Here is a 25,011-nt window from a genome sequence, read left to right on the forward strand (position 1 = left end):
TCCCGGTCTCAGCGGGACGCTTGCGCTGCCGGTGCTGCCGGTATCGTACCAACCGAGGCATCCGCATCGATCCACGCCTTCGCCTTGACCTTGTCGCCGGCAACAAACTTCTGGAACCCGTCGACGATGACGCGGTCGCCCTCCTTGAGGCCATCGCTGATCAGCCACAGGCCGTCCTGCATCGGGCCGGTGCGGACCGGCTGCGTCGCGACGCGGCCGTCGTCCTTGACCACGAAGACCTCGCTGCCGCCGCTGGCATCGCGCTGGATCGCCTGCTGCGGCACGGCCATGGCATCGGAATCGATGCCCTGTTCGATCAGGACGCGGACATACATGCCGGGCAGCAGTTCGCGATTCGGATTCGGAAACTGTCCGCGCAGCGTGACCTGCCCAGTATAGGCGTCGACCTTGGCATCGGAGAACAGAAGCTTGCCGGGGATCGGATAGACCGGACCATCGTCGAGCACGAGGCGGACCTTGGCCACGTCGGGCGCGATCCGGTCGAGGTCGCCGCTTTCGAGCGCACGGCGCAGCTTGTTCATCTCCGCGATCGATTGGGTGAAGTCGGCGTAGATTGGATCGAGTTGCTGGATCGTGGCGAGGCTTGTGGTTTCGTTCTGCACCACCAGGGCGCCTTCGCTCACCAGCGCGGCGCCGACGACGCCGCTGATTGGCGCACGGATTGTTGCATAGTCGAGATTGAGCTTCGCGCGGGCGACATCGGCCTTGCGGCTGCCAACTTCAGCCTCAGCCTGGCGTTGGGCTGCGATGGCCTTTTCGTTCTCGGCCTCAGGCGCCGCGCGCTGGCTGGTCAGGGTCGCAATGCGCCGGGCGTGCTGAGTAGCGAGATCGAGCGCAGCTTCCGCCTTGTCCAGCGCGGCTTCGCTCGCCTGCAGTTCCACTTCGAACGGTTTGGGGTCGATCCGGTACAGCGGATCGCCGGCCTTCACCTCGGTGCCCTGCTGGAACAGGCGCTCGACGACGATGCCCGAAACCCGCGCACGGACTTCCGAGACCCGAGTGGGTGCGATTCGGCCGGGCAACTCACGAATGATGGCGCGGGCCTGAGATCTGACGGTGAAAGTGCCCACTTCAGGCTCGGGCGGCTTTGCCGCTGCGGTCGCGGCGATCGGTTCATTGCAGCCAGCCAAAAGCGGCGCCATCGCAGTCAACATCACAATGATGCATGCCGATTGCGTTCGTAGTCCGGACATTGAAAGCATTGCCCCAGTTCAGGTTGGAGGGCGCGAATTGAGCATTCGCGACGTTGTCGTAAGTAGTCTTGGGAACTCACGGTTGATGGAAGATAGGATAGGGACAGGGTGCTGCGACGCAATACGGTTTCGCGGCGGCCCAATGTCACACAACGCTATCGCACTGAATTACCACCAATTTTTCAGGACTCACTTGATTGTGAGCCGGTTCCATTGAGTTTGAGTCGGAAACAGACGGCCGGGAACATTCCGTTTCGCTGCATAAGATTGCAACAGATGACCGCGCGGGAGGCATCCGGCACGAATCGGTTAACGCCGGGCTAAGCCGCCGCCTTGAGCCGGTAATGGCTGATGCCCCACTCGCTGCCACCGGCGTAACCGAACAGGCCTGCGGTGGCGAGCAGGAACCAGCGCCAGCGCCGCATCCACAGCGCGGTCTCGCCGCCATAGACCTTGCGAAGCACGCGCTCGATTTCGTCGCGATGTCGGTCGAAGTTCGCCAGCCAATCCTGTGCGGTGCGCTGATAATGCATGCCGCTCCAGCGCCATTCCTTTTCGACCTCGAACAGATCGGCATATTGCCTGATCAGGTGATGGCTCGGCATCACGCCGCCGGTAAAGAAATGCCGCGCGATCCAGTCCTCGCCATCGGCGCGACCGAACAGATGGGCGCCGGAGCGGTGGGTGAAGATGTGCAGGAAGAAGCGGCCGTCGGGCTTCAGCCATACGCGCAGACGCATCATCAGTTCGCGCCAGTTCATCATATGTTCGAAGATCTCGATCGCGAGGATGCGATCGTATCGCGCTTCCGGTGCGAACAGGTTCACGTCTGACGTGACAATGCGCAGATTGGCCAGACCACGCTTTGCGGCTTCGCCCTCAATACATTCGCGCTGCGCGTTCGAGTTGGAGACCGCGGTAACTTGCGAATGCGGGAACTGCCGCGCCATCCACAACGACAGCGAACCCCAGCCGCAGCCGAGTTCGAGGATCGACTGCCCGTCCGTCAGATCGGCATGCTCCACCGTCTGGCGCAGCGCCTCTTCCTCGGCCTCCTGCAGGGTCGACGCCGCTTCGCGGTAGAAGCAGCAGGAATATTTCCGGTTGGGACCGAGCACGCGGGCAAAGAAAGCGGCCGGCACCTCGTAATGCTGGATATCGAGCGCGTCGGCATATTCGATGGCGCGTGCCGCCATTTCGTCGGCGAGCCAGGCATCGCTTTCTGCATTTCCGGTGGCGAGCTTCGTGGCGGTGCGTGAGCAGAGCTGGTGGATTGCGGCCCGGACAATGACGTCGGGCAGCGGCACCCGCTCGGCGGTGCCCATGATCGTGGAGACGAAGCTCATGACCACTCCCTCCCTTTTTGGCACGATCCTTCAAGAACCGGTCCCGCTATGGGCTAACTAACGCGACCCTCCGGGTGGATCATGGCGGCGGCGGCCGCGGGAAGAATGGGCCGGTGCGCAACCGGCAGTCGCGATAGCGCCACTGCCGGGCGCTGGGCGGTGGGTGCACCCACGCCTCGGGATATAAGAGCGTCATGAAAAATCCCGGTTGGACATCGAACCGTTCCAAAATACGCTGATGTCAAAGCCGGGTTTCGGGAAGAGGTTCCACCACCGTCGGCCCGAAATCGCGGCTTGCCAGCTTTTTTCTCCAGCCCGCTGTGCCATATTGGCCGCCAGCGCGGCTTTTCGTAACCGGATGACACCCCGCAAATGCCTTCAGGCCCCTCCTCCCGCTCCGAAATGGAGATCGAGCTGAGCAAACTGTCCTCACCACGGATTTTCCTGGTGCGGATGCTCGTGTTCCTGGTGCTATGCGCGCTGGTCATGGTCGTGCTGTACAAGCAGATCATCGTGGCGTTCTTTGCCAATCCTGGCCTTAACGCACTGATCGGCGGGGTGCTCCTGATCGGCATCATCCTGTCGTTCCGGCAGGTGATTCGGCTCTACCCGGAAGTGGCCTGGGTCAACAATTTCCGCATCGCCGATCCGGGCCTCGCGATCGACCGGCGCCCGAAGCTGCTGGCGCCGATGGCGGCGATCCTCGGCGGCGAGCGCTCGGGGCGCATGAGCATCTCGCAGCAGACCATGCGGCACTTGCTGGATTCGATCGCGACACGGCTGGACGAAGCCCGTGATATTTCCCGCTACATGACGGGCTTGCTGGTCTTCCTCGGCTTGCTCGGCACCTTCTGGGGCCTGATCGAAACCGTCGGTTCCGTCGGCAAGGTGATCGACGGCTTGAAGGTCGGCGGCGATGCCGGCTCGCTGTTCGACACCCTCAAAGAGGGATTGGCCGCGCCCCTCGGCGGCATGGGCATTTCGTTCTCGTCCTCGCTGTTCGGCCTCGCGGGCTCCCTGATCCTGGGCTTTCTCGACCTGCAATCGAGCCAGGCGCAGAACCGCTTCTATACCGACCTTGAAGACTGGCTCGCCTCCACCGTGCGCGAATATGGCGATGGCAGTTCCGGGATCGGCGGCGAACTGCAGCATGCGATGGAACGTATCCGCGCAGTGGTGGAAGAGAGCGGCGGCAGCCGCAACACCACGGCGGCGATGGCCAATCTGGCCGAGGCGATCCAGGGCCTGGTTGCGCATATGCGCACCGAGCAGCAGATGATCCGCGAATGGGCCGACGGCCAGGGCGAACAAAACCGCGAGATCAAGAAGCTTCTGGAGCGGATCGCCAGGCAGCCCGAGAAGAGCTGAAGTGGAAAGTTCGTGTCCCGGACGCGGCGCAGCACGCAAAAGCGCGTTTACGCGCGTCTTCGACACGCTATGGTGATGCGACGCAGAGCCGGGCGAGTAGATCCCGGCTCTGCGGAGCGGCGTTGCACGCCGCACCGTGTCCGGGACAGATATCGGAGACAATAAATGGCCCTCGCCCGTGCACGCCGCAGTGAATCCGGCTTCAACTACTGGCCAGGCTTCGTCGACGCGCTGTCGACGCTGGTGCTGTCGATCGTGTTCCTGCTGTCAGTGTTTTTGGTGGTGCAATTCTTCCTGTCGCAGGAGGTCACCGGCAAGGACAAGGCGCTCGAACAACTCAACGCCAAGATCGCACAGTTGAACGACCTGCTGTCGCTGGAAAAGCTCGGCAAGATCACGCTCGACGACCAGCTCGCGCAATTGCGCGCCGGCCTCGCCGCCGCGGAAGGCGAACGCGACCGCATCAAGGGGCTTTACGATGGGTTGAGCGGTGCCGGCGACGCCCAGGGCCGCGCCAACGAGCTCAACAAGGCGCTCGAATCCGAAAAGGCGGTGACCTCGCGCGCGCTCGCCCAGATCGAGGTGCTGAACCAGCAGATCAGCGCGCTGCGCCGCCAGCTTGCGGCGCTCGAGGAAGCGCTGGAAGCCTCCGAAAAGCGCGACAAGGAATCCCAGGGACGGATTGCCGATCTCGGCCAGCGCCTGAACGTCGCGCTGGCGCAACGCGTGCAGGAACTGTCGCGCTACCGTTCGGAATTCTTCGGTCGCCTGCGCGCCATTCTGGGCAATCGCCCCGATATCCGCATCGTCGGCGACCGCTTCGTATTCCAGTCGGAAGTGTTCTTCGATACCGGCCAGGCGGTGCTGCTCCCCGAGGGCCGCTCCGAACTCGACAAACTCGCCACTGCGCTGATCGATCTGGACAAGCAGATACCGAGCGAGATCGGCTGGGTGCTGCGGGTCGACGGCCACACCGACATGCGGCCAATCAACTCGCCGCTGTTCAAGTCGAACTGGGAATTGTCGTCGGCGCGCGCCATCTCCGTGGTGCAATATCTGGTTTTCCTCGGCGTTCCCGCGCAGCGGCTGGTCGCCGCCGGCTTTGCCGAATTCCAGCCGCTCGATTCAGCCCCCAACGAAGACGCCTACAAGCGCAACCGCCGCATCGAACTGAAGCTGACGGAACGGTAGTGGGATATCATACTCGCTTCTACCGTGCAGATGATGAAGCAGCGGCAATTGAGCTGTGGCATCGCACTTGGCAGGAGGCGTATCCCGAGATCGACTTCACCTCACGGCTGGAATGGTGGCGCGGCCGCTGGCGCAACGATCTCGTACCGAAAGCCGAGATTGTGGTCGCGGAACAGGAGGGCGGCGCGCTGGTCGGTTTTGTCACCGTCGATCGCGAAGGCTATCTCGACCAGCTTGTGGTTGCGCCAGAGCACTGGGGCTCCGGCGTCGCTCACCTGTTGGTCGAAGAGGCCAAGCGCATCTCGCCGAAGGGCGTCACGCTACTCGTGAATAAGGACAACGCGCGCGCGATCCGCTTCTACGAGCGCAACGGGTTTGAACATGCCGGCGAGGATGTAAACCCGACCTCGGGCCGGCCGGTGCTGAAGATGATGTGGAAGGCATAACACCCTTACCCAGATCGGCTACACGCCCTCGAACTGCAGCCGCGCCAATCGCGCGTACAGTCCGTTCGCCGCGACCAGCTCGGCATGCGTGCCCTGTTCGACGATCCTGCCCTGGTCCATCACCATGATGCGGTCGCAGGACAGCACGGTGGCGAGGCGATGCGCGATGACGAGCGTGGTGCGGTGGCGCATCAGTTCTTCCAGCGCGGTCTGCACCAGCGTCTCGCTTTCGGCATCGAGCGCTGACGTCGCTTCGTCGAGCAGCAGTAGCGGCGCGTCGCGCAGGATCGCGCGGGCGATCGCGATGCGCTGGCGCTGGCCGCCGGACAGCGTTACGCCGCGCTCGCCGAGTTGCGCCTCGAAGCCGCCGGGCAACTTGCGCAGGAATTCGGTGGCGTGCGCGAGACCGGCGGCGCGCTCGACCTCGGCGTCGGTGGCATCGGGCCGGCCGAAGCGGATGTTTTCGCGCGCGGTGGCCGCAAACACCACCGAGTCCTGTGGCACCAGCGCAATGCGCGAGCGGACGTCAAGCGGATCCGCCGATTTGACCGGCACGCCGTCGAGCGAGATCGTGCCGTTGGCCGGATCGTAGAACCGCAGCAGGAGATGAAACAGCGTGCTCTTGCCCGCACCCGAGGGACCTACGATCGCGACCTTCTCGCCGGCCTTGACCGAGAGCGAAACCTGATCGATCGCAAGCACGTCCGGCCGCGCCGGATACGCAAAGCTGACGTTCTCGAACCCGACGTCGCCGCGCGCCGGCTGCGGCAGGGCGACCGGCTGCCGCGGCGCCGTGACCTGCGACTTGACGCGCAGGATCTCGAACAGCCGTTCGGCTGCGCCGGAGGCGGCGGAGATTTCGCCCCAGACCTCGCTGAGCTGCCCAAGACCGGTCGCCGCGAAAGCCGCATACAGCACGAACTGGCCGAGCCGACCGGCCGTGATCTGGCCGGTCAGTACGTCGTGCGAGCCGACCCAGAGGATCGCCACCACGCTGGAGAACACGATGAAGATGATGATCAGCGTCAGCACCGCGCGCGCCCGCGTCGAGCTGCGCGCCGCCTCATAGGCCTGTTCAACCTCACCGCCGAAGCGGGCGGTGGCCATCCGCTCGCTGGTATAGGCCTGCACGGTCCTGATCGCGCCGACCAGTTCGGAAGCGTAGGCGCTGGCGTCCGCCAGCGTATCCTGCGCGTTGCGCGACAGCCGCCGCACCCAGCGCCCGAACGCCACCAGCGGGATCACGATCACAGGAATTGCCAGCAGCACGAAGCCTGAAAGCTTGGGGCTCGTGATCACCATCATGGTGGCGGCGCCGATGAACAGCATCATGTTGCGCAGCGCGATGGATACCGAGGCGCCGACCGCGGACTTGATCTGGGTGGTATCGGCCGTCAGCCGCGACACCAACTCGCCCGAACGCGCGGAATCGAAAAACGCGGGCGAGAGTGAGATCAGATGCGCGAACACGTCGCGCCTGACGTCGGCAACGATGCGTTCGCCGATCGTCATGACGAGGTAGTAACGCGACGCGCTGGCGGCGGCGAGCACCGCGACGACCGCGATCATGACGCTGAAATAGCTGTTGATCAGGGCGATGCCTTCGGGACTGAAGCCGAAATCGATCATGCGCCGGACCGCGATCGGCACGACCAGCGTGGTGATCGCCGCAACCGTCAACGAAATGAAGGCGAGCGCCGCGCGCCAGCGGTAGCGCGCGACATAGGGCGCGAGCGCCAGCAGCGGGCGCAGCCTGGCGCCGGTCCTGGCCGGCGATTGCGTCAACTGGCTCTCGATGAAGGCCTCTTCCTCGAGCAGGGCGTCACGCGGCGGCGTGCCGCGGGGGGCTTCAATCTGTTCCACTGCGCTCATGAAATCCGACCCGTTTTTCTGCCTCCAGATAGGCCTCCGCGCCCCCCTCTGGCAAATCCGGGAGATTCCCAATCAGGACATATACGTAGCTTGTTTTGACAGGCTTCCTAAGCTATAGAGCCGCCAAATCCCGTATCCCCTGACAGTTGAGACGGGCGCCGGCGCGCCGAAGGATATGCCATGAAAGCCGAAATTCATCCGAATTATCATACGATTACGGTCGTGATGACCGACGGGACCGAGTACCAGACCCGCTCCACCTGGGGCAAGGAAGGCGACAAGCTGAACCTCGACATCGATCCCAAGTCGCACCCGGCCTGGACCGGCGGCTCGCAGCAGATCCTCGACCGCGGCGGCCGAGTGTCGCGCTTCCAGAAGAAGTTTTCGGGCTTCCTCAAGAAGGACTGAGGCCGCAAGCCCCCTCTTCGAGACCAGAAATGCGAAACGCCCCGGTCTACCGGGGCGTTTTTTGTTGCTGTCTACCGTCGTCATTCCGGGACGGGCCGAAGGACCAGACCCGGAATCTCGAGATTCTCAGGTGCGCAATTACGCACCATAGTTCGATGCTGCGCATCGCCCCGGAATGACGGAGTGGTCCGAACTTACTGCTCGAACGCCGCCTTCAACCTGTTGAGCTGCGGCACCAGCGGATTGCCGATCGGCGCGCGTTCCGCGGGCGCCGCGTGGATCGAGATGTCGAGGCGACGGACCCGCGTCTGCAGGCTCATCGATCGCGCAATCAGATCCTGCAATTGCTGCGGGAGCTTCTCGATCATGTCCTCCGGCCCGGGATCGGCGGCCGTGAGCTTGACCTTGGTCTTTTCCCGATTGGCCTGGGTCAGCGTCATCTCGCCTTCCTTGACCGCGCGATGCAACAACAGCCATGACGCAAGCTGCATCAGGCGAGTGGTCAGGCGCATGCTTTCGGTTGCGTAAGTAAGGCTGACAGAACGTTCGAGCGCCTTGGCTTCGGTGCGGCCGTCGCCATCGAGATAGGCGGCGGTTTCCTCGACCAGATCCATGCCTTCCCGGAAGAGAGTTCCGAACGCCGCCGAATTAGTCAGCCGCTCGCTGAACAGAACGAGCGCGGATTCGCTTTGCGAACGGTCCGCCATGGTTAACGCCCTCACGCCACTATTTGCCCCACCGGCTGTGAACCACCGGCTTATGATGAACAAATCATTGCTCGGGCGAAGTCGAGAGTCCAGCGACAACCGGATTTATGGTTTCCAGCTCGTGGGGGCACAAAATAGCCGCGGAGAGCACAAAAAAGAGCCGCCGTTTCCGGCGGCTTTTGAAGTTGATAACAGGGAGGCGTCAAACAGAGTGGACAGGAGCCACTCGGTGTCCAAACGAGGACGATGACAGTCATAATCGAGAAAGCTTAACGGACCGTAAACGAACGAATTTCTTTAGGGATTGTTTGCCATGTCGGCCATTGGCCGAGTTTTGGACTTGCAATCGTTTGGAGAGTAGCCGGTCTCGTGCCCCGGATGCTGCGCAGCGCGCAAGCGATGCGCTGCTGATCCGGGGCCCATCTTGCCCGGAACGAAAGTGTGGGTCCCGGCACTGCGGAGCAGCGCTAAGGGCGCTGCACCGCGTCCGGGACACGAGATCCACTCACGTCTTGAAGAAACTGTTCGCGGCGTCCTTTGACGCGCGCTTTTTGGTGGCGGCCTCTTGCAGCCGCGCGATTTCGGAATTCAAGAGTGCAATCCGCTCCGTCAGCTCCTCGACCGAGAGCAGCGACAGATCCTGGCCGATCTCATGGCTGATTTTCTTCCGCGGCTTGTCGTCGTCTTCGATGGCCATGCGTTTCCTCCTTTCGGCATTTCCCTGCAGGTCTGGCCGTCCCTTCTCGCGGTTGCCAGCCGCAGCCGGGCTGGCTAATCAGGGGCCGCCTTCAATTCTCAGCCTTTCGCAAGGACAAATCATGGAAAAGCTGCCCGCGCAAATGACCGTCATCGGCATCAGCAAGCCAGGCGGCCCCGAAGTGCTGTTGCCCGAAACCCGCAGCGTTCCAGCGCCCGGCCCAGGCGAAATCCTGGTCAAGGTGATGGCCGCCGGCGTCAACCGTCCCGACGTCGCGCAGCGTTCCGGCGCGTACCCGCCGCCGCCTGGCGCCAGCGACCTGCCCGGCCTTGAAATCGCGGGCGAAGTAGTGGCGCTCGGCGAAGGCGCCAAAAAGCACAAGCTCGGCGACAAGGTGATGTCGCTGGTCGCGGGCGGTGGCTACGCCCAGTATTGCATTGCGCAAGACGCGCAGGCGATGGCGGTGCCGCCGTCGCTATCGATCCAGGAAGCCGGCGCGATCCCGGAAACGCTGATGACCGTCTGGCACAATGTGTTCGAGCGCGGCGCGCTCAAGCCCGGCGAAACGCTTCTGATCCACGGCGGCTCGTCCGGCATCGGCACCATGGCGATCCAGCTTGCGAAAGCGTTCGGCTCCAAGGTGATCGTGACCGTCGGCTCTCAGGACAAGATCGACGCCTGCCTCAAGCTCGGCGCCGACCGCGCGATCAACTACAAGACCGAAGACTTCGTCGCCGTGGTCAAGGCCGAGACCAACAATGTCGGCGCCAACCTGATCCTCGACATGGTCGCCGGCGACTATGTCGATCGCAACTACGACGCTGCTGCGGTCGACGGCCGTATCGTGCAGATCGCAACGCTCAATAGCCCCAAGGTTACCGTCAACATTGCCAAGGTGATGGTGAAGCGGCTGACCCATACCGGCTCCACGCTGCGCCCCCGTACTAATGCGGATAAGGCAGCGATGGTCGCCGCGATCGAGGCCAAGGTGATGCCGCTATTGCGCGAGGGACGTGTAAAACCGCTGATGGACAGCTCATTCCCGCTGGAAAAAGCGGCCGACGCGCACCGGCGGATGGAGACCTCCGCACATATTGGCAAAATTGTGTTGGCGGTCTAGCCGATCGCGAGCGAAGCGCGGGTGGAAACCCTTTGATTTGCTTTGCTTTCATGTCATTTATCGCGGCAACGCCGACCCCGTTCGCTGGGCCGGGAGAATCGTTGGTCGCGGAGTACTGACATTGCGTCTGATCAGGTGCCTTGCGCTAGTCGCGCTGGGCCTCATGATTGTTATGGCCGCGCCTGCGGCGCATGCCATCGACGCGGTCAGCGTCCGCAGTGACGCGCCCGCCATTGATCTCACCGCGGTGCTCGATCATCAGCGCAGCGAGACCGACCGCATCCAGGTTTCGACGGCGCCAGGAACCGACGGCATCGTCCGCCGCATCGAGGTTCGCGCTCGCGAAGGCGGACAGAACTGGGTCGTGTTCGCTCTGGCCAACAACACCGACGACCAGCTCGACCGCCTGATCGTCGCGCCACACTATCGCATCGTATCATCCGGCCTCTTGTGGCCCGATCTCGGCCTGTCGCGCATCGCAACCATCACGCCATCGACCGGCGATCGTCCCGAGCGCCAGGAAAGCGCAACCGCCGACATCTTCCGCATCACGCTCGACCCCGGCGCCGTCATCACCTTCGTGGCGGAGCTGCGCACCGACAAGCTGCCGCAGCTCTATCTGTGGGAACCCGACGCCTACAAGGACAAGGTCAACTCGTTCACGCTCTACCAAGGCATCGTGATCGGCATCTCCGGCCTGCTGGCGCTGGTGCTGACGATCCTGTTCGTTGTGAAGGGCAGCATCATGTTCCCCGCCGCTGCGGCGCTGGCCTGGGCTGTGCTGGTCTATATCGGCGTCGATTTCGGCTTCTGGGGCAAGGTGCTCGACATGTCGAACAACGCCGAGCGCGTCTGGCGCGCGGCCGGCGAAGCGATCCTCGCGGCGACGCTGCTGGTGTTCCTGTTCGCCTATCTCAACTTGAGCCGCTGGCATGTGCGCTATTCCCACATCACCGTCGGCTGGCTGGCCTTCCTCGGCTCGCTGGTAGCGCTGGCGCTGTTCGATCCCGCCGTCGCCTCGGGCATTGCGCGCATCTCGCTGGTCTTGATCGCCTTCGCCGGCTTTGCGCTGATCGTCTATCTCTCGACGCATGGTTTCGATCGCGCGGTGCTGTTGATCCCGACCTGGTTCCTGCTGGTGGTCTGGGTGATCGCCGCCGGCATGACGGTGGCGGGCTCCGTCACCAACGACATCGTGGGTCCGGCGCTGCTCGGCGGCCTCGTGCTGATCGTGATGCTGATCGGATTTACGGTGATGCAGCACGCGTTCGCCGGCGGCGGCGCGACAACCGGCATTGTCTCCGACATCGAGCGCCGCGCGCTGGCGCTGACCGGCTCCGGCGACCTGATCTGGGACTGGGACGTCTCCGCCGACAAGGTGTTCACCAGTCCGGAGACCGAAAGCCTGCTCGGGCTGAAGCGCGGCACGCTGGAAGGTCCGGCCGCAAAATGGCTGGAGGTGCTGCACCCGCTCGACCAGGATCGCTTCCGTGCCGCGCTGGACAGCGTGCTCGACCAGCGCCGCGGCCGGCTGGTGCAGGATTTCCGCCTGCGCACGCCTGACGGTCACTTCATGTGGTTTGCGCTGAAGGCGCGCCCGGTGGTCGGCTCCGACGGTGAAGTCTCGCGCGTGGTTGGAACGCTGACCGACGTCACCGAAATCAAGAACGCCGAAGAGCGCATGCTGCACGACTCCGTGCATGACAACCTCACCGGCCTGCCCAACCGCAAACTGTTCATGGATCGCCTCGGCGCGGTGGCGAATTTCGCCAAGAGCATGCCGAACCTGCGGCCGACGCTGATGGTGATCGACCTCGATCGCTTCAAGCAGGTCAACGATTCCGTCGGCATTGCGGTCGGCGACTCTATCCTGCTGACGCTGGCGCGTCGGCTGACGCGCATCCTGAAACCGCAGGATACGCTGGCGCGGCTGGCCGGCGACCAGTTCGGCCTGATCCTGATGTCGGAGCAGGACCCGGCGCGCATCACCGCCTTCGCCGAAACCATCCGCAAAACCATCCGCGCACCGATCGCCTTCAACGACCGCGAGATCTTCCTGACCGCGTCCATCGGGCTCGCGCTGTCGGATCCGCAGACGCAATTGTCCGACGAGATCATCAAGGACGCCGAGCTTGCGATGTATCACTCCAAGCGGATCGGCGGCGACCGTATCGACGTCTACAAGCCGGCGATGCGCGCCCGGAAGACCGACCGCCTGACGCTGGAAAGCGAATTGCGCCGGGCCATCGAGCGGCAGGAGATCACGATCCTTTACCAGCCGATCGTGCGGCTGGAAGATCGCTCGATCGCCGGCTTCGAGGCGCTGGCGCGTTGGGACCATCCCAAGCTCGGGAGAATGTCGCCCTCCGAGTTCATCACGATTGCGGAGGAAATCGGCCTGATCGTCGATCTCGGCATGTTCGTACTGGACCAGACCGCGCGGCAGCTCTCGGTATGGCAGCGCGCGATGCGCTCGCGCGAGCCGATCTTCGCCTCCGTCAACGTCTCCTCGCGGCAGTTGCTGCGCCATGACTTGATCCACGATATCCGCACCGTGCTGTCGCGTTCGTCGGTGGCGCGCGGCACGCTTAAGCTGGAGCTCACCGAGTCGCTTGTAATGGAGAATCCGGAGCATGCAGCGCAGATGCTGGCGCGCATTCGCGAACTCGGCACCGGACTGTCGCTGGATGATTTCGGCACCGGCCATTCCTCGCTGGCGTATCTGCAGCGCTTTCCCTTCGACACCATCAAGATCGACCAGTCCTTCGTGCGCACCACCAGCCGCGGCACACGGCCGGTGATCCTCAAATCAATCATTGCGCTGGCGCATGACCTCGGCATGGACGTGGTGGCGGAAGGCGCGGAGACGGATTCGGATGCGGTCGAGCTCTATCAATTGGGCTGCGAATACGCGCAAGGCTTCGCCTTCGGCGAGCCGATGGATGCGGATGCCGCGATGCGGCTATTGACCGAAGAACGGCTGCAAGCGGCGAGCTAATCGCTGCGGCACGAGTCCCTGCCGAAGGGCAGGTCCTTGGAGAAGTCGCACATGGCAAAGAAACTGGCACCGATGCACCCCGGAGAAGTTCTCCGGGAAGAGTTCTTGAAGCCGCTCGGGCTCTCGCCAGGTGCGCTGGCGAAGGCGTGCGGCTTCCCCGCACCAGGATCGAGCGCATTGCGAGCGAGACCACCAACATCACGGCGGATACGGCTCTCAGACTGTCCAAGGCGCTCAATACGTCAGCCCTGCTCTGGCTTAACCTACAGAACGCCTATGACGTGCAGACGGCTGAGCGCGAGCTCGGCAAGCAACTGGAAAAGATCAAGCCGGTGATCGCTGATGCTGCCTGAAGCCGCAACGCCCGCTATTCTTCCACAGATCGGAGACCGAAATCCGCACCGTTAGCCCAATGTCTTCGTCGCCCCTGCGGAAAGCAGGGGCCCATCCGCCGCGGCTTTTCCGTGAAGTGATGGGGCCAATTGCCTTCGCTACAACAACGCCCGGTGGTTATAGGTCCCCGCGTTCGCGGGGACGACGGCGGTCTTGAGGCATTCTCTTGAACTTCACGCTCTTTCCATCCGCCTGCCGCGTTGCGATGTAGCCGGCTTCGAGGCAGGCCTCGCGCTGCGGCATCTTCTCCTGCGGGCTGCGCAACGTCTCCCACCATGACGCACGGTGCGCGGCGCGCGGCAGCGCCGCATCGATGATCTCCTCGATCTCTTCGAAGCTCAGCACGAATTCGGTGCGCGTCTGCGCCTTCAGATAGTCCCGCAACGGATCGTAAACGTTCACGCGTGCCCTCTTAAGCGAATTGCACAAAACCGTCGGCGCCGGCAACCCAATGTTAACTGTCTACCATATCGCCGTCGCCGCTTAAGACCGCAACAATTTATCCGGCGCATACCGGAAGGCTTGGAGCGGATGATGCTATTCGAGCGGCAAAGCGACGTAGCCAGAAAGGGTTGGTTCAGGAAAGACTCCGGCCGCCGCCCCTGGCGATTGTCCGTAAAGCTGTTGATCGCATCGTCGGTCGCGGCCGTGATCGGCTTCTCCGCGATTTGCACCAGCGTCATGCTCGACATGCGCCGCGGCGAGGAAGAGCTGGCGCGGCAAACACTGGAAAATCTAGCCTCGAGCATCGACGCCGATATCAGCCGGAATATCGAACTCTACGACCTGTCGCTGCGTAACGTCGCCACCAATCTGGTGATGCCGGAGATCGAAAAGGTCAGCAAGGAGATTCGCCATCTGATTCTGTTCGATCATGCCGCGACTGCCAGGCATTTCGGCGCGATCCAGGTGTTCGACGCGCAAGGCAAGCTGACCATCGATGCGGCAAGCCTCGATCCGGTGCCGGAGGATCGCAGCGATGAGGAATACTTCTTCGTCCATCGCGACAGGCCCGACGTGGGCTTGTACATGAGCCGTCCGATGCTGCATCGTAGCGCCTATTCGATCGTGCTCAGCCGGCGCATCACCGACGCCGATGGTGGTTTTCTCGGTGTGGTCGTGGGCTCGATCCGCTTCAGTTATTTCCACGATTTATTCGGGCGGCTGACACTCGATCCCGCCGATACGATCACGGTATTGCGTCGTGACCGGACGATCATCATGCGCAAACCATTCGACCTCGACATCGTCGGCAAAAATCTGGCAGAGCAAAGAAACTGGAATCCGGCAAATCTGAAGCAAGGCGGGTCCTACGCCGGGGTCGGACCGGTGGATCCGACACCGCGGCTTTACGTTCGAAGCGCCAATACGAGCCTGTTCTTTGTCGTAGTCGGAAAACCGCTGGCGAGCATCCTGAGCCTCTGGCACCGGGAGGTGATCCGGATCGGAGCGGTCATGGTGGCCCTGATCCTGTTCGTGCTCGGCACCACATTGTTCCTCGCGCGCGAGATCGGCCGCCGCGCCGAGGCTGAGGAAAAGCTGGAAGAGCTTGCGACCACCGACGCGCTCACCGGCCTGAAGAACCGGCGCAAATTCGATTCCGAGATCGATCTGGAATGGCGGCGGGCGACGCGCAACCAGACCCCCGTCGCGGTGTTGATGATCGATGCCGATCATTTCAAATCGTACAATGACACGTTTGGACATCAGGCCGGCGACCAGGTGCTGGTCGGCATTGCGATCTGCATTTCGGATTCGGTGAAGCGGGCCGGCGACTGTCCGGCCAGATACGGCGGCGAGGAATTCGCGGTACTTCTGCCCGGCCTCTCGGCGGTGGAAGCGCTCACCGTCGCCGAAACCATCCGCCTGAAAGTCGAACAATGGTCGGAAGATCCCGGCGTGACGACCGTCAGCGTCGGCGTGGCCAGCATGACGCCTGCAGCCTCGTTTAGCTGGTCCGACCTCATCGAAGCCGCCGACAAGGCGCTCTACGCCGCCAAGGCCAACGGCCGCAACCAGTCCGTGGTCGCCGCGATCCCGCAGCTCGCGCTGGTGGCTTAGGCGCTCTTCGCCAAGGCTCGCGTCACGGCGTCGGGCTCTTTCTCCACGACCTTGAGCAAAATGCGGGCACTGCGTTCCGGCTGCCGGCGGCCTTGCTCCCAATCACGCACGGCCGACAACGCAAATCCATAGGTTTGAGCGAAGCTCTCTTGCGACATACCGAGCTGCGTACGTATTTTTTTTACATTCACCCGCGCAGGAACATGAATTCCGAATGTCCTCTTGTTCGCGGATCCGTCGAGATAGGCCTTGGCGTCGCCCAGCCCTGCCTTGATCTTGTCGAATGCGGCTTTTGTCACCTTCGCCTCCGATAGTCTTCGATCATAGTCGCAACCATCTTGCCTAGCGCATTACGTTCAGAAGCCGAGAGATTGGCCTTCTCGTTCTTGGCAAAAACTGCCAGAATAAATACAGGCAGGTCTGTTCCAGAGAACAAATAGACAATTCGCGCACCACCGCTCTTGCCGCGTGCGCCGAAGCCGAATCGCACTTTACGAATACCGCCACCACCGGGGACGACTACCCCGCAGGCAGGATCGGATGCCAGTCGATCCACGATGGCTTTTCGTTCGTCCAACGAAAACAGGCGTTCCGCATCGGCCAGGTACGACGGCGTCTCGACAACGGTCTGCATCAAGGGACTACACTACGGCAATGCCGTAGCATGGTCAAGTTCACTCATTTCTCCAGATACTTCTTCATCTCCGCGCGCAGGCCTTCGCGCAGCTCGGGGCGGGCCATGCCGTAGGCGATGTTGGCGCGCAGGAAGCCTGGCTTGGAGCCGCAGTCGTGCCGCTCGCCCTCGAATTCCACGCCGTAGAACTTTTGCATCTTGGCGAGAGCTTTCATTGCATCGGTGAGCTGGATCTCGTTGCCCGCACCGCGCTCCTGGGTTTCGAGGATCTTGAAGATTTCCGGCTGCAGGATGTAACGCCCGGTGATCGAAAGGTTTGACGGCGCGGTGCCCTTCGGCGGCTTCTCCACCATGCCGTCGACCTCGAACATGTTCTTGGCGAGGCGCTTGCCGACGCCGCAAATGCCATACTGGTGGGTGAGATCGTCGGGCACCGCCTCCACCGCGAGCAGATTGGATTTAGCGCCGAGTTTCGCCGCGGCCTCGATCATCTGCTTCAGGCAACCCGGGCTGTTGAGCACCAGCTCGTCCGGCAGCACCACGGCGAACGGCTCATCGCCAACAATATCGCGTGCGCACCAGACCGCGTGGCCGAGGCCGAGCGGCGCCTGCTGACGGGTGAAACTCATGGCGCCGGCTTCGGGCTGGTCGCGCGCCAGAATGTCCTGCTCGGCCTTCTTGCCGCGCGCGGCGAGCGTGGTGTCGAGCTCGAAACATCCGGTCGAAATGGTCCTCGATCACCCCCTTGTTGCGCCCGGTGACGAAGACGAAATGCTCGATGCCGGCCTCCTTGGCCTCGTCGACCACGTATTGAATCAGCGGCTTGTCGACGATCGTCAGCATTTCCTTCGGCATTGCCTTGGTGGCGGGCAGGACGCGGGTGCCGAGGCCGGCGACCGGGAAGACGGCTTTACGGATTTTCATGGGATGTCGGGCGCCTTGATATCGAGATTTGGAAATGAGGAAAGTGCTTTGATTGCACGTTGATAGCCGGTTTGCACCCTTGAACAAAGGCGGATGTATGGTGGCGTTCCCGCCCGACTTGCACCTCCCCTTGCGCGCGCCGGGCGGGACAACAAAATGCCCTCTGTTAAGCTATTGGAAACCGTGTCAGGGCCTTCTGGCACGGGGTTGGTTTCGACGGACGGGTACGGCATGGGTCTCTTGGAACGAGTGACGAGTAATCGAACCGGCGCGATCTTAATCGCCGCAGCGCTGTTGTGTTCCAGCGGCCAGTCCCAGGCCCAATCCTCCGGCAACGGGGTTTCGAACTTTTTCGGCAATATCTTCTCAGGGCAGAAGGCTGTGGCGCAGCAGGCCACGCCCGGCCCGGACGGCAGTCCGCCGCCCTGGAGCGGCGAAGACGGCGCCTCCGGCCATCCGCTGATGACGGCGTCCGCGATCCGGCAGGCGGCGGCTAATTTTCAAAATTGCGTCGCCTCGATGTGGCCGGATGCTGCGCGGCGCAACGTCACCCAGCAAAATTTCGAGCGCTTCACCGCCGGGCTCGAGCCTGATTTGCGCATCATGGACCTGATGGATTCGCAGCCCGAATTCACCAAGGCGATCTGGGACTATCTCGACATCCTCGTGAACGACAACCGCCTTGCCAAGGGCGGCGAGATCCTCGCCCAATACAAGCCGCAATTCGACGCGGTGGAGAAAGCCTATGGCGTCGACCGCTACATCATCGCATCGATCTGGGGCATCGAATCGAACTACTCGACGCAAGTGGGCGACCGCAACGTCGTGCGATCGACCGCGACACTGGCCTGCGTCGGCCGCCGCCAGGCCTATTTCAAGGATGAATTCCTCACCGCGATCGAGATCCTCAACCGCGGCGATCTCAGACCCGAACAGATGCGCGGCTCCTGGGCCGGCGCGTTCGGGCCGACGCAGTTCATGCCGACCGCCTTCAAGCGCTATGCCGTCGACGCCGACGGCGACGGCCGCCGCGACGTCGTCGACAACGTCGCCGATCTGATCGCATCCACCGCCAACAACCTCAAGAAAGACGGCTGGCAGACCGGCCGGAGCTGGGGTTACGAGGTGGTGCTGCCGGAGGGCCTTAATTTCATGCTGGCGGACAAGTCCAAGGCGATGACGATTGCGCAGTGGCAGAGCCAGGGACTGAAGCGGGCCGATGGCAAGCCGTTTCCCGACACAACCGAGAAGGCCTATCTGCTGGCGCCGGCCGGCATGCAGGGGCCCGGCTTCCTGATGCTGCAGAATTTCCGGGTGATCATGAAATACAATCCGGCGGAGGCCTATGCGCTGGCGATCGGGCACTTTGCCGACCGCCTGCGCGGCGGGCCGCCGTTCGTGCAACCCTGGCCGCGGCAGGAACGGGTGCTGTCGCGGGCGGAGCGACTGGAACTGCAGCAGCTCCTGGCGCAGCGCGGCTTCTACAAGGGCACGCCGGATGGCCAGTTCGGTGGCCAGACGCGGGAGGCGCTCCGCAGCTTCCAGGCTTCGATCGGGGCGCCAGCGGACGGGTTTGCCTCTTCCGACGTACTGGAGCGGCTGCGGGGCCGTTAAGGCCCGTTTTCAGCGCTAAAGTGGCCCTGAAACCACGATTCGGCAGGAGCCTTGACGCTGGGCCCGGAACCCCGGTTTATGGGATGTGAAATCTGCCCGCTTGCGGCCCGATTCCGCTGCTATATGTGACGCTTCACGATCCATTTGCGACCGAGCCGGATGCGAAAGCCAACGTCCTTCTTGCGCGTGTTTACCGAGACCGGGCCACTGGTGGCGCTGGCGGTTGCGATCGCGCTCCTGATCGGGATCGTGGGACCCGCGTCGGCGCAGTTTTTCAATTTCGGCGGCTTTGGCGGGCAGCCGCAGCGGCAAGCGCCGCAACGCGGCTGGTTCGGCGGCGATTTCTTTTCGCCATTCCAGCAGCAGGCCCCGCAGGCGCCGCGCCAGGATTTCTCCCGCGCGCCCGCGCCCGCCAAGCGAGACACGGTGCCGGAACGTAACGTGCTGGTGCTCGGCGACGCCATGGCCGACTGGCTCGCCTATGGCCTGGAAGACACCTATTCCGAGCAGCCCGACATGGGCGTGATCCGCAAGCACAAGACCGTCTCCGGCCTGATCAAGTATCAGCCGCGCGGCGAGCCCGCCGATTGGACCGCGGCCGCCAAGGGCATCCTCGCCACCGAAAAGCCCGACGCCATCGTCGTCATGCTCGGCCTCCACGACCGCCAGGCCATCCGCGAGGCGGTCACCGAGAAGAAGACCGACAAGAAGGAAGACAAGAAGGACGCGCGCGGCAAGACAGATACCAAGCCGGCGGACGCAAAGAAGCCGGAAGGCTCGGCTGACACGGCAAAGCGCGACGATAAGCCGGCCGACGCCGAATTGTCGCCTGACGATGCAGCCGATAACGACACGCCACAAAGCGCCGCACCCGCGCGATCTGGCGGCGGACTTTACGAGTTCCGCGACGAGCGCTGGGTCGAACTCTACACCAAGAAGATCGAAGAGCTGATCGGCGTGTTGAAATCCAAGGGCGTCCCGGTGTTGTGGGTCGGCCTGCCGGCGATCCGCGGGCAAAGGGGAACGGCCGATATGCTGTTCCTCGATGCGCTGTATCGCGACGGCGCCGGCAAGGCCGGTATCACCTATGTCGATATCTGGGATGGCTTTGTCGATGAAGCCGGCCGGTTCCTGCAGAAAGGTCCCGACTTCGAAGGCCAGATCCGCCAGCTCCGCACGGCCGACGGCGTCTTCTTCACCAGGCCCGGCGCGCGCAAGCTCGCGCATTATGTCGAGCGCGAGGTGACGCGCCTGCTGGCCGCCCGCTCCGGGCCGATCGCGGTGCCGATCGAACCGGCGACGCCGGAGGCCAATGTCGCGCCCGGCCAGCCGGCGCCGCGTCCTCTGGCCGGACCGGTCATGCCGCTGGTCGCCTCGTCCGTCGGCACCGATCAATTGCTCGGCGGTCCCGGCTCGCGTCCGGCAGCGGTCGATGCGCTCGCCGCACGCACGCTGGTGAAGGGTGAAGCGCTGGCCGCGCCGGCCGGCCGCGCGGACGACTACATATGGCCTCGCCGCGAAATCGGCCGCGAGCCGGCGAAGGGTGATACGCCGATGGCGGCCACCTCACCGAGCGGAACCGCGGCAGCCGCCCCGCCACAGAAGCAGCTTTTACTGCCGCCGCCGCAGCAAACGCTGCAGCAACAGAAGAGACAACTGCCGCCGCCGATGCAGATCCGCCCGGCGCAAAATAACGGGCCCTCGCTACGCGACTTCTTCGGCGGTTTCGGTGCGGCGCCGCGGCCGCCTGCGCCGCCCGCGGCTGCACCGCCGCGTGGACCCGCTGCTCTTCCGGGCGCACCGCGGCCGCCAGGCAATGTCGGGCGCTCGGCAGAGGTTCCGCCGGGCAATTTCACGCGATGATTTAGATAGAGCGTTTTCCAGCGAAAGCCTGTCCCGGACTTGATCCGGGGTGGACACCGGTTCGCGTCAAGAAAACGCGTCAAAACAAAAACCTAGAGCCCGGTTCTGATTCAATCAGAACGGGGCTCTAGTCCTCATGGTGAGGAGCGCGTCTTCGCGCGTCTCGAAGGATGAGCGGCCCCAGTCGGGCCGTCGCCCTTCGAGACGGCCGCGTTGCGGCCTCCTCAGGATGAAGTTAGCCGTAATAGCGCCAGCGCGGCGGCGGGCGGCGCGGCGGGCGGGTCATCAACAGCGCCAGCGCAAAGCCAATTCCGGCTGCGACCAACAGCGCACCGAGCGGATTCTCCTGCACGGTTTTCGCTACCGTCTGCTGGCCGCTACGAATGGTGTCGCCGCTGTGCTCAATGGCGTCCTTGGCGTAGCTGACGGCGGTGTCAGTGGCGTCGCGAGCGGCGTCCTTGGCCTGACCGTAGAGATTTTGCACTGTGCCGGCCGCTTCGCGCACGCGGCCCTCGGCTTGCGTCTTCGCATCGCCAGCCATGTCGCCGACGGTGCTTTCGACCTTACCCGCAAAATCCTCGGCCGAGCCTGCAATCCGATCCTTGTCCATCGCGGTCACTCCTGTCTTCAGCGGAAGTAACCGGTGAGACCCCGTTCGGGTTCCTACCGCGATCGAAACGCACTTCTAATCAAGATGCCGGGCTTACAGGATCAGCCCGCCGTCGACCACGATGGTTTGGCCGATGATGTAGGACGCAAGCGGCGAGGCCAGGAACAGCGCGGCGCCGGCCATGTCGGCCGGCGTGCCGAGCCGCTTCAACGGGATCCGCTCGAGCGCGCCTTCGAGGCGTTTCGGATTGGCGGTGGTCGCCTTGGTCATCTTGGTGTCGACCAGGCCGGGCGCGATGCCGTTGACGCGGATGCCATCCCCGGCCCACGCCTCGCCGAGCGTGCGCGTCAGCCCTACCGCGCCGGTCTTCGAGGCGTTGTAGGCCGGATTGCCCATGGTCGAGTGATAGGCGGCGGTCGAACTGACGATGATGAGCGAGCCTTTGCTGGCGCTCAGCATCGCATGGAATTTTGTCGCACAGGCCATCAGGCTCATCAGGTTGACTTCAACCACCTTGCGAAAGCCATCCATCTCGAATTCGCCGCGGCGGTAGATCACCGCGCCTTGCGCCAACACCAGCACGTCCAGTTTCGTGAAGGATGGCTTGAAGGATTCAATGGCCTGCGCATTGCTGACGTCGAGTTGGAAATAGTCGAGCCCGTCAAGATGCGAGCCTTCGTCGGGCGAATAGTCGGCGACGCTTTCGCGGGTGCCGCAGACGGCAACACGCGCGCCCTTGGCACGAAACGCCTGCGCGACGCCATTGCCGATCCCGCTGGAGCCGCCGACCACCAGCACCTGCCTGCCGCTGAAATCCAGTTCGTTCATCCCTGCGATCCCTTCCTTGTATTCTAGTTCAATCCTTCGTCGAGGAATTTGACCATCAGAACCTGGTCGTAATATCGCCCATCATGCTTGAGGCCCCTCTTTTCATAGCCGTACTCGACGAAACCCGCGGCGCTGTAAAGGCGGCGCGCGCCCTCATTCTCACTCACCACGGTAAGTTGAACCATCTCCACGCGTCCGCGTGCATGGTCGAGGACCGCCGCAACGAGCTTCTTCCCGAGCCCCAAGTTTCTTGCGGTGTCTCGAACATACATGCCCCAGAGGGTCGCCCGATGCGCTTGCTTCGTACCTTCCTGCGCAGCATAGGCCGCGACGCCTCCGAGCATCTCCTCGACGAAAGCGCCGAAGATGACGGTACGGCCAAGGACGGCTTCGAACCACGACAGCGGTAGCGCGCTCTCCTTCTCAAACGTGCTGCCGAAGGCTTCCGGATTTCGCTGCAGGCCTTCCAGCCGGATATCCCTGAACAGAGCAGCGTCCGAAGGCTCCAGGCGGCGGATCTGCAGGCCGCGAATATTCGTCACGTTTGCACCTCGCTCGGCTTCGTTTGACCTGTCTGCGGATCGGTGCCAGCCTTGTCAATCCTGCAACGCGCACCTCGCATCTTTGTCCGGATCGCATCATGTCAGATTTCAAGCAGCTCAGCCGCTCGGTCAAAGGTCTGACCGTTCTCGTCACCGGTGCTGCCAGCGGCATGGGCCGCGCGACCGCGCTCGTGTTCGCAGCCGAGGGCGCCAATGTCGCGGTTACCGACTTAAACGCCGAGCTTACCCAGACGGTTGCCAACGAAATCGCAGCAAATGGCGGCACGGCGAAAGCGTGGACGCTCGACGTCGCGAAGCCCGACGACATCGTCAAGGTGGTCAACGACGTTGCCGCACATTTCGGCGCGCTCGACATCGTCATCAACAATGCCGGCATCTCCGTACGCGTGGCGATCGACGAGGAAGGTTATGAAGCAGCTTGGGACAAGGCGCTGGCCGTGATGCTGACCGCGCATCCACGCATCATCCGGGCCGCGTTGCCGCATTTGCGCCGATCGAAGAATCCGCGGATCGTCAACATCGCATCGACCGAGGCTCTCGGCGCCACCGCACTTCACAGTCCCTATTCGGCGGCGAAAGCCGGCGTCACCGGCTTGACGCGCTCGCTCGCCGTCGAGCTCGGCCGCGAGGGCATCACCGTGAACTGCATTTGCCCGGGCCCGATCCGCACCGCGATCACCGAGCGGATTTCCGAAGAGCACAAGACGATCTATGCCAAGCGCCGCACCGCACTCGGCCGCTACGGTGAGCCTGAGGAAGTGGCGCACATGACGCTGAGCCTGTGCCTGCCGGCGGCTTCGTTCCTGACCGGTGCGGTGATCCCGGTCGATGGCGGCTTGATGGCGCGGAATGCGTGAGGCGTTCCCCGGATGCTGCGCAGCAGCTATGCCTGACACTCTGGAAGATGGGGTGGAGGGCTAACGTGTCCCGGACGCGGTGCAGCCTAGGCGATGCGAAGCATCGTCCGGCAACGCTGCGCCGCAGAGCCGGGACCCATAGCGCCGCTAGACCTGGGCCCCGGTTCAGCAGCGCAGCACTCTGTGCTGCGCTGCTGAACCGGGGCATGAGAAATCAGCAACGTCCGGGACACGAGACAGGCGCAATGCCGCATGCGCGCCGCAACGTTGACTTGGACAGGTTGGGGAGTAATTTTTCTTACAAACAGAGCGGGCAAAGCCGCCCGCCGCTTTCGGGAGAGACGCCATGGCGATCGCAATCCGGCAGTTGCATCCGCATTTTGTCGGCGAAGTATCCGGACTTGATCTGCGAAAACCTCTGACGCCGCAGGAAGCCGCCGACATCGACGCCGGCATGGACAAATACGCCGTGCTGCTGTTCCGTAACCAGGACATCACGGACGAACAGCAACTCGCATTTGCGCTGAATTTCGGCAAGCGCGAAGACGCTCGTGGCGGCAATATCGTCAAGCCTCAGGATTCGCGCCTCTCGACCGGCCTCAACGACGTCTCCAATCTCGGCAAGGACGGTAAGCCATTGCCGCGCGACAGCCGCGCGCATCTGTTCAACCTCGGCAATTGCCTGTGGCATTCCGACAGCTCGTTCCGCCCGATCCCGGCGAAGTTCTCGCTCTTGTCGGCGCGGGTGGTGAACCCGAAGGGCGGCAACACCGAATTCGCCGACATGCGCGCGGCCTATGACGCGCTGGACGACGACACCAAGGCCGAGATCGAGGACCTGATCTGCGAACATTCGCTGATGTATTCGCGCGGCTCGCTCGGCTTCCTGGATTATACCGATGAAGAAAAAGAGATGTTCAAGCCGGTGCTGCAGCGATTGGTGCGGACGCATCCGGTGCATCGCCGCAAGTCGCTGTATCTGTCATCGCACGCGGGCGCGATTCTGGGCATGAGCATGCCCGAGGCGCGGTTATTGCTGCGCGACCTGACCGAGCACGCTACGCAGAAGGAATTCGTCTACGTCCATAAATGGACCGTGCATGACCTCGTGATGTGGGACAACCGCCAGACCATGCACCGGGTACGGCGCTACGACCAGTCGCAGCCCCGTGACATGCGCCGCGCCACGGTTGCCGGTACCGAGCCGACGGTGACGCAGCAGGCCGCGGAGTAGAGAGCCAAAGCCGTAGGGTGGGCAAAGGCGCACTTGCGCCGTGCCCACCATCCATCCAAACCG

The 25,011-nt window shown here is 63.2% G+C and carries 22 protein-coding genes and 2 pseudogenes; 12 read left to right on the top strand and 12 right to left on the bottom strand.

Annotated elements, in window-relative coordinates:
- Positions 1–8: 8 nt before the first annotated feature.
- The gene (locus V1277_RS10410; protein WP_334416086.1) at positions 9–1,214 is read right to left on the bottom strand and encodes an efflux RND transporter periplasmic adaptor subunit; all 1,206 of its coding nucleotides are present in this window, start codon (positions 1,212–1,214) and stop codon (positions 9–11) included.
- 320 nt (positions 1,215–1,534) lie between these two features.
- Positions 1,535–2,560 (bottom strand): SAM-dependent methyltransferase, encoded by a 1,026-nt coding sequence (locus tag V1277_RS10415; RefSeq protein ID WP_334416087.1) that lies wholly within the window; start codon positions 2,558–2,560, stop codon positions 1,535–1,537.
- A 372-nt stretch (positions 2,561–2,932) separates the two neighbouring features.
- On the opposite strand from V1277_RS10415, the gene V1277_RS10420 reads away from it, so the two are divergent.
- From V1277_RS10420 to V1277_RS10430, 3 genes are all read left to right on the top strand, one after another.
- The gene (locus V1277_RS10420; RefSeq protein WP_334416088.1) at positions 2,933–3,928 is read left to right on the top strand and encodes a flagellar motor protein MotA; all 996 of its coding nucleotides are present in this window, start codon (positions 2,933–2,935) and stop codon (positions 3,926–3,928) included.
- A 165-nt stretch (positions 3,929–4,093) separates the two neighbouring features.
- A complete protein-coding gene (locus V1277_RS10425; protein ID WP_334372711.1) occupies positions 4,094–5,119 on the top strand; it encodes a peptidoglycan -binding protein in 1,026 nt (341 codons plus the stop codon).
- Positions 5,119–5,565 carry a GNAT family N-acetyltransferase gene (locus tag V1277_RS10430; protein ID WP_334416089.1) on the top strand — a complete coding sequence of 149 codons (447 nt, stop codon included), beginning with the start codon at positions 5,119–5,121 and terminating at the stop codon, positions 5,563–5,565. Before V1277_RS10425 ends, V1277_RS10430 begins: the two co-directional genes overlap by 1 nt.
- An 18-nt stretch (positions 5,566–5,583) precedes the next feature.
- Here the strand turns inward: V1277_RS10430 and V1277_RS10435 are convergent, their stop codons facing one another.
- Positions 5,584–7,437, bottom strand: coding sequence for an ABC transporter ATP-binding protein/permease (locus tag V1277_RS10435; RefSeq protein WP_334416090.1), 1,854 nt, complete (start codon positions 7,435–7,437; stop codon positions 5,584–5,586).
- Between the two features lie 180 nt (positions 7,438–7,617).
- Between V1277_RS10435 and rpmE the strand changes: the two genes are divergently transcribed.
- Complete coding sequence (rpmE, locus tag V1277_RS10440; RefSeq protein ID WP_057833964.1) at positions 7,618–7,845, top strand: 50S ribosomal protein L31; 228 nt, start codon at positions 7,618–7,620, stop codon at positions 7,843–7,845.
- A 194-nt stretch (positions 7,846–8,039) separates the two neighbouring features.
- Here the strand turns inward: rpmE and rcdA are convergent, their stop codons facing one another.
- Complete coding sequence (gene rcdA, locus V1277_RS10445; protein WP_065747422.1) at positions 8,040–8,552, bottom strand: protease adaptor protein RcdA; 513 nt, start codon at positions 8,550–8,552, stop codon at positions 8,040–8,042.
- Positions 8,553–9,057: 505 nt separating this feature from the next.
- A complete protein-coding gene (locus V1277_RS10450; protein ID WP_334416091.1) occupies positions 9,058–9,249 on the bottom strand; it encodes a DUF1192 domain-containing protein in 192 nt (63 codons plus the stop codon).
- A gap of 121 nt (positions 9,250–9,370) precedes the next feature.
- Between V1277_RS10450 and V1277_RS10455 the strand changes: the two genes are divergently transcribed.
- The 3 genes and pseudogenes from V1277_RS10455 to V1277_RS10465 all read left to right on the top strand — a co-directional run bounded on the left by V1277_RS10455 (position 9,371) and on the right by V1277_RS10465 (position 13,720).
- The gene (locus V1277_RS10455; RefSeq protein ID WP_065747424.1) at positions 9,371–10,369 is read left to right on the top strand and encodes an NAD(P)H-quinone oxidoreductase; all 999 of its coding nucleotides are present in this window, start codon (positions 9,371–9,373) and stop codon (positions 10,367–10,369) included.
- A gap of 121 nt (positions 10,370–10,490) precedes the next feature.
- Positions 10,491–13,367 (top strand): EAL domain-containing protein, encoded by a 2,877-nt coding sequence (locus tag V1277_RS10460; RefSeq protein WP_334416092.1) that lies wholly within the window; start codon positions 10,491–10,493, stop codon positions 13,365–13,367.
- 51 nt (positions 13,368–13,418) lie between these two features.
- Positions 13,419–13,720: pseudogene (locus V1277_RS10465) on the top strand (HigA family addiction module antitoxin).
- 157 nt (positions 13,721–13,877) lie between these two features.
- Here the strand turns inward: V1277_RS10465 and V1277_RS10470 are convergent.
- Complete coding sequence (locus V1277_RS10470) at positions 13,878–14,162, bottom strand: DUF7662 domain-containing protein (protein WP_334416093.1); 285 nt, start codon at positions 14,160–14,162, stop codon at positions 13,878–13,880.
- Positions 14,163–14,294: 132 nt separating this feature from the next.
- Between V1277_RS10470 and V1277_RS10475 the strand changes: the two genes are divergently transcribed.
- On the top strand, positions 14,295–15,821 hold the full coding sequence (locus V1277_RS10475) for a GGDEF domain-containing protein (protein WP_334416094.1): 1,527 nt from the start codon (positions 14,295–14,297) through the stop codon (positions 15,819–15,821).
- Here V1277_RS10475 and V1277_RS10480 read toward each other — a convergent pair.
- The 3 genes and pseudogenes from V1277_RS10480 to galU form a co-directional block, all read right to left on the bottom strand.
- Positions 15,818–16,120: a helix-turn-helix domain-containing protein gene (locus V1277_RS10480; protein ID WP_334372701.1), complete on the bottom strand. Its 303-nt coding sequence runs from the start codon at positions 16,118–16,120 to the stop codon at positions 15,818–15,820. The genes V1277_RS10475 and V1277_RS10480 overlap by 4 nt on opposite strands.
- Positions 16,117–16,455, bottom strand: a complete 339-nt coding sequence (locus V1277_RS10485) for a type II toxin-antitoxin system RelE/ParE family toxin (protein WP_334416095.1) — start codon at positions 16,453–16,455, stop codon at positions 16,117–16,119. Before V1277_RS10485 ends, V1277_RS10480 begins: the two co-directional genes overlap by 4 nt.
- Before the next feature lie 44 nt (positions 16,456–16,499).
- Positions 16,500–17,379: pseudogene (gene galU, locus V1277_RS10490) on the bottom strand (UTP--glucose-1-phosphate uridylyltransferase GalU).
- A 231-nt stretch (positions 17,380–17,610) separates the two neighbouring features.
- Between galU and V1277_RS10495 the strand changes: the two are divergent.
- Both V1277_RS10495 and V1277_RS10500 read left to right on the top strand, forming a co-directional pair.
- Entirely contained in the window at positions 17,611–18,993 is a 1,383-nt protein-coding gene (locus V1277_RS10495) for a lytic murein transglycosylase (protein WP_334420331.1), read from the top strand.
- Positions 18,994–19,152: 159 nt separating this feature from the next.
- Complete coding sequence (locus V1277_RS10500) at positions 19,153–20,856, top strand: SGNH/GDSL hydrolase family protein (protein WP_334416096.1); 1,704 nt, start codon at positions 19,153–19,155, stop codon at positions 20,854–20,856.
- 235 nt (positions 20,857–21,091) lie between these two features.
- Here V1277_RS10500 and V1277_RS10505 read toward each other — a convergent pair whose 3' ends face one another.
- The 3 genes from V1277_RS10505 to V1277_RS10515 form a co-directional block, all read right to left on the bottom strand.
- Entirely contained in the window at positions 21,092–21,466 is a 375-nt protein-coding gene (locus V1277_RS10505; RefSeq protein ID WP_334372693.1) for a CsbD family protein, read from the bottom strand.
- Between the two features lie 93 nt (positions 21,467–21,559).
- On the bottom strand, positions 21,560–22,294 hold the full coding sequence (locus V1277_RS10510) for an SDR family NAD(P)-dependent oxidoreductase (RefSeq protein ID WP_334416097.1): 735 nt from the start codon (positions 22,292–22,294) through the stop codon (positions 21,560–21,562).
- Positions 22,295–22,317: 23 nt separating this feature from the next.
- Positions 22,318–22,836 (bottom strand): GNAT family N-acetyltransferase, encoded by a 519-nt coding sequence (locus V1277_RS10515; RefSeq protein WP_334416098.1) that lies wholly within the window; start codon positions 22,834–22,836, stop codon positions 22,318–22,320.
- A 98-nt stretch (positions 22,837–22,934) separates the two neighbouring features.
- Between V1277_RS10515 and V1277_RS10520 the strand changes: the two genes are divergently transcribed.
- Entirely contained in the window at positions 22,935–23,714 is a 780-nt protein-coding gene (locus V1277_RS10520) for an SDR family NAD(P)-dependent oxidoreductase (protein ID WP_334416099.1), read from the top strand.
- A gap of 346 nt (positions 23,715–24,060) precedes the next feature.
- Positions 24,061–24,948, top strand: coding sequence for a TauD/TfdA dioxygenase family protein (locus V1277_RS10525; RefSeq protein WP_334416100.1), 888 nt, complete (start codon positions 24,061–24,063; stop codon positions 24,946–24,948).
- The last annotated feature ends 63 nt before the right edge of the window (positions 24,949–25,011 follow it).

Source organism: Bradyrhizobium sp. AZCC 1588, assembly GCF_036924735.1.
Classification (GTDB): Bacteria; Pseudomonadota; Alphaproteobacteria; order Rhizobiales; family Xanthobacteraceae; genus Bradyrhizobium.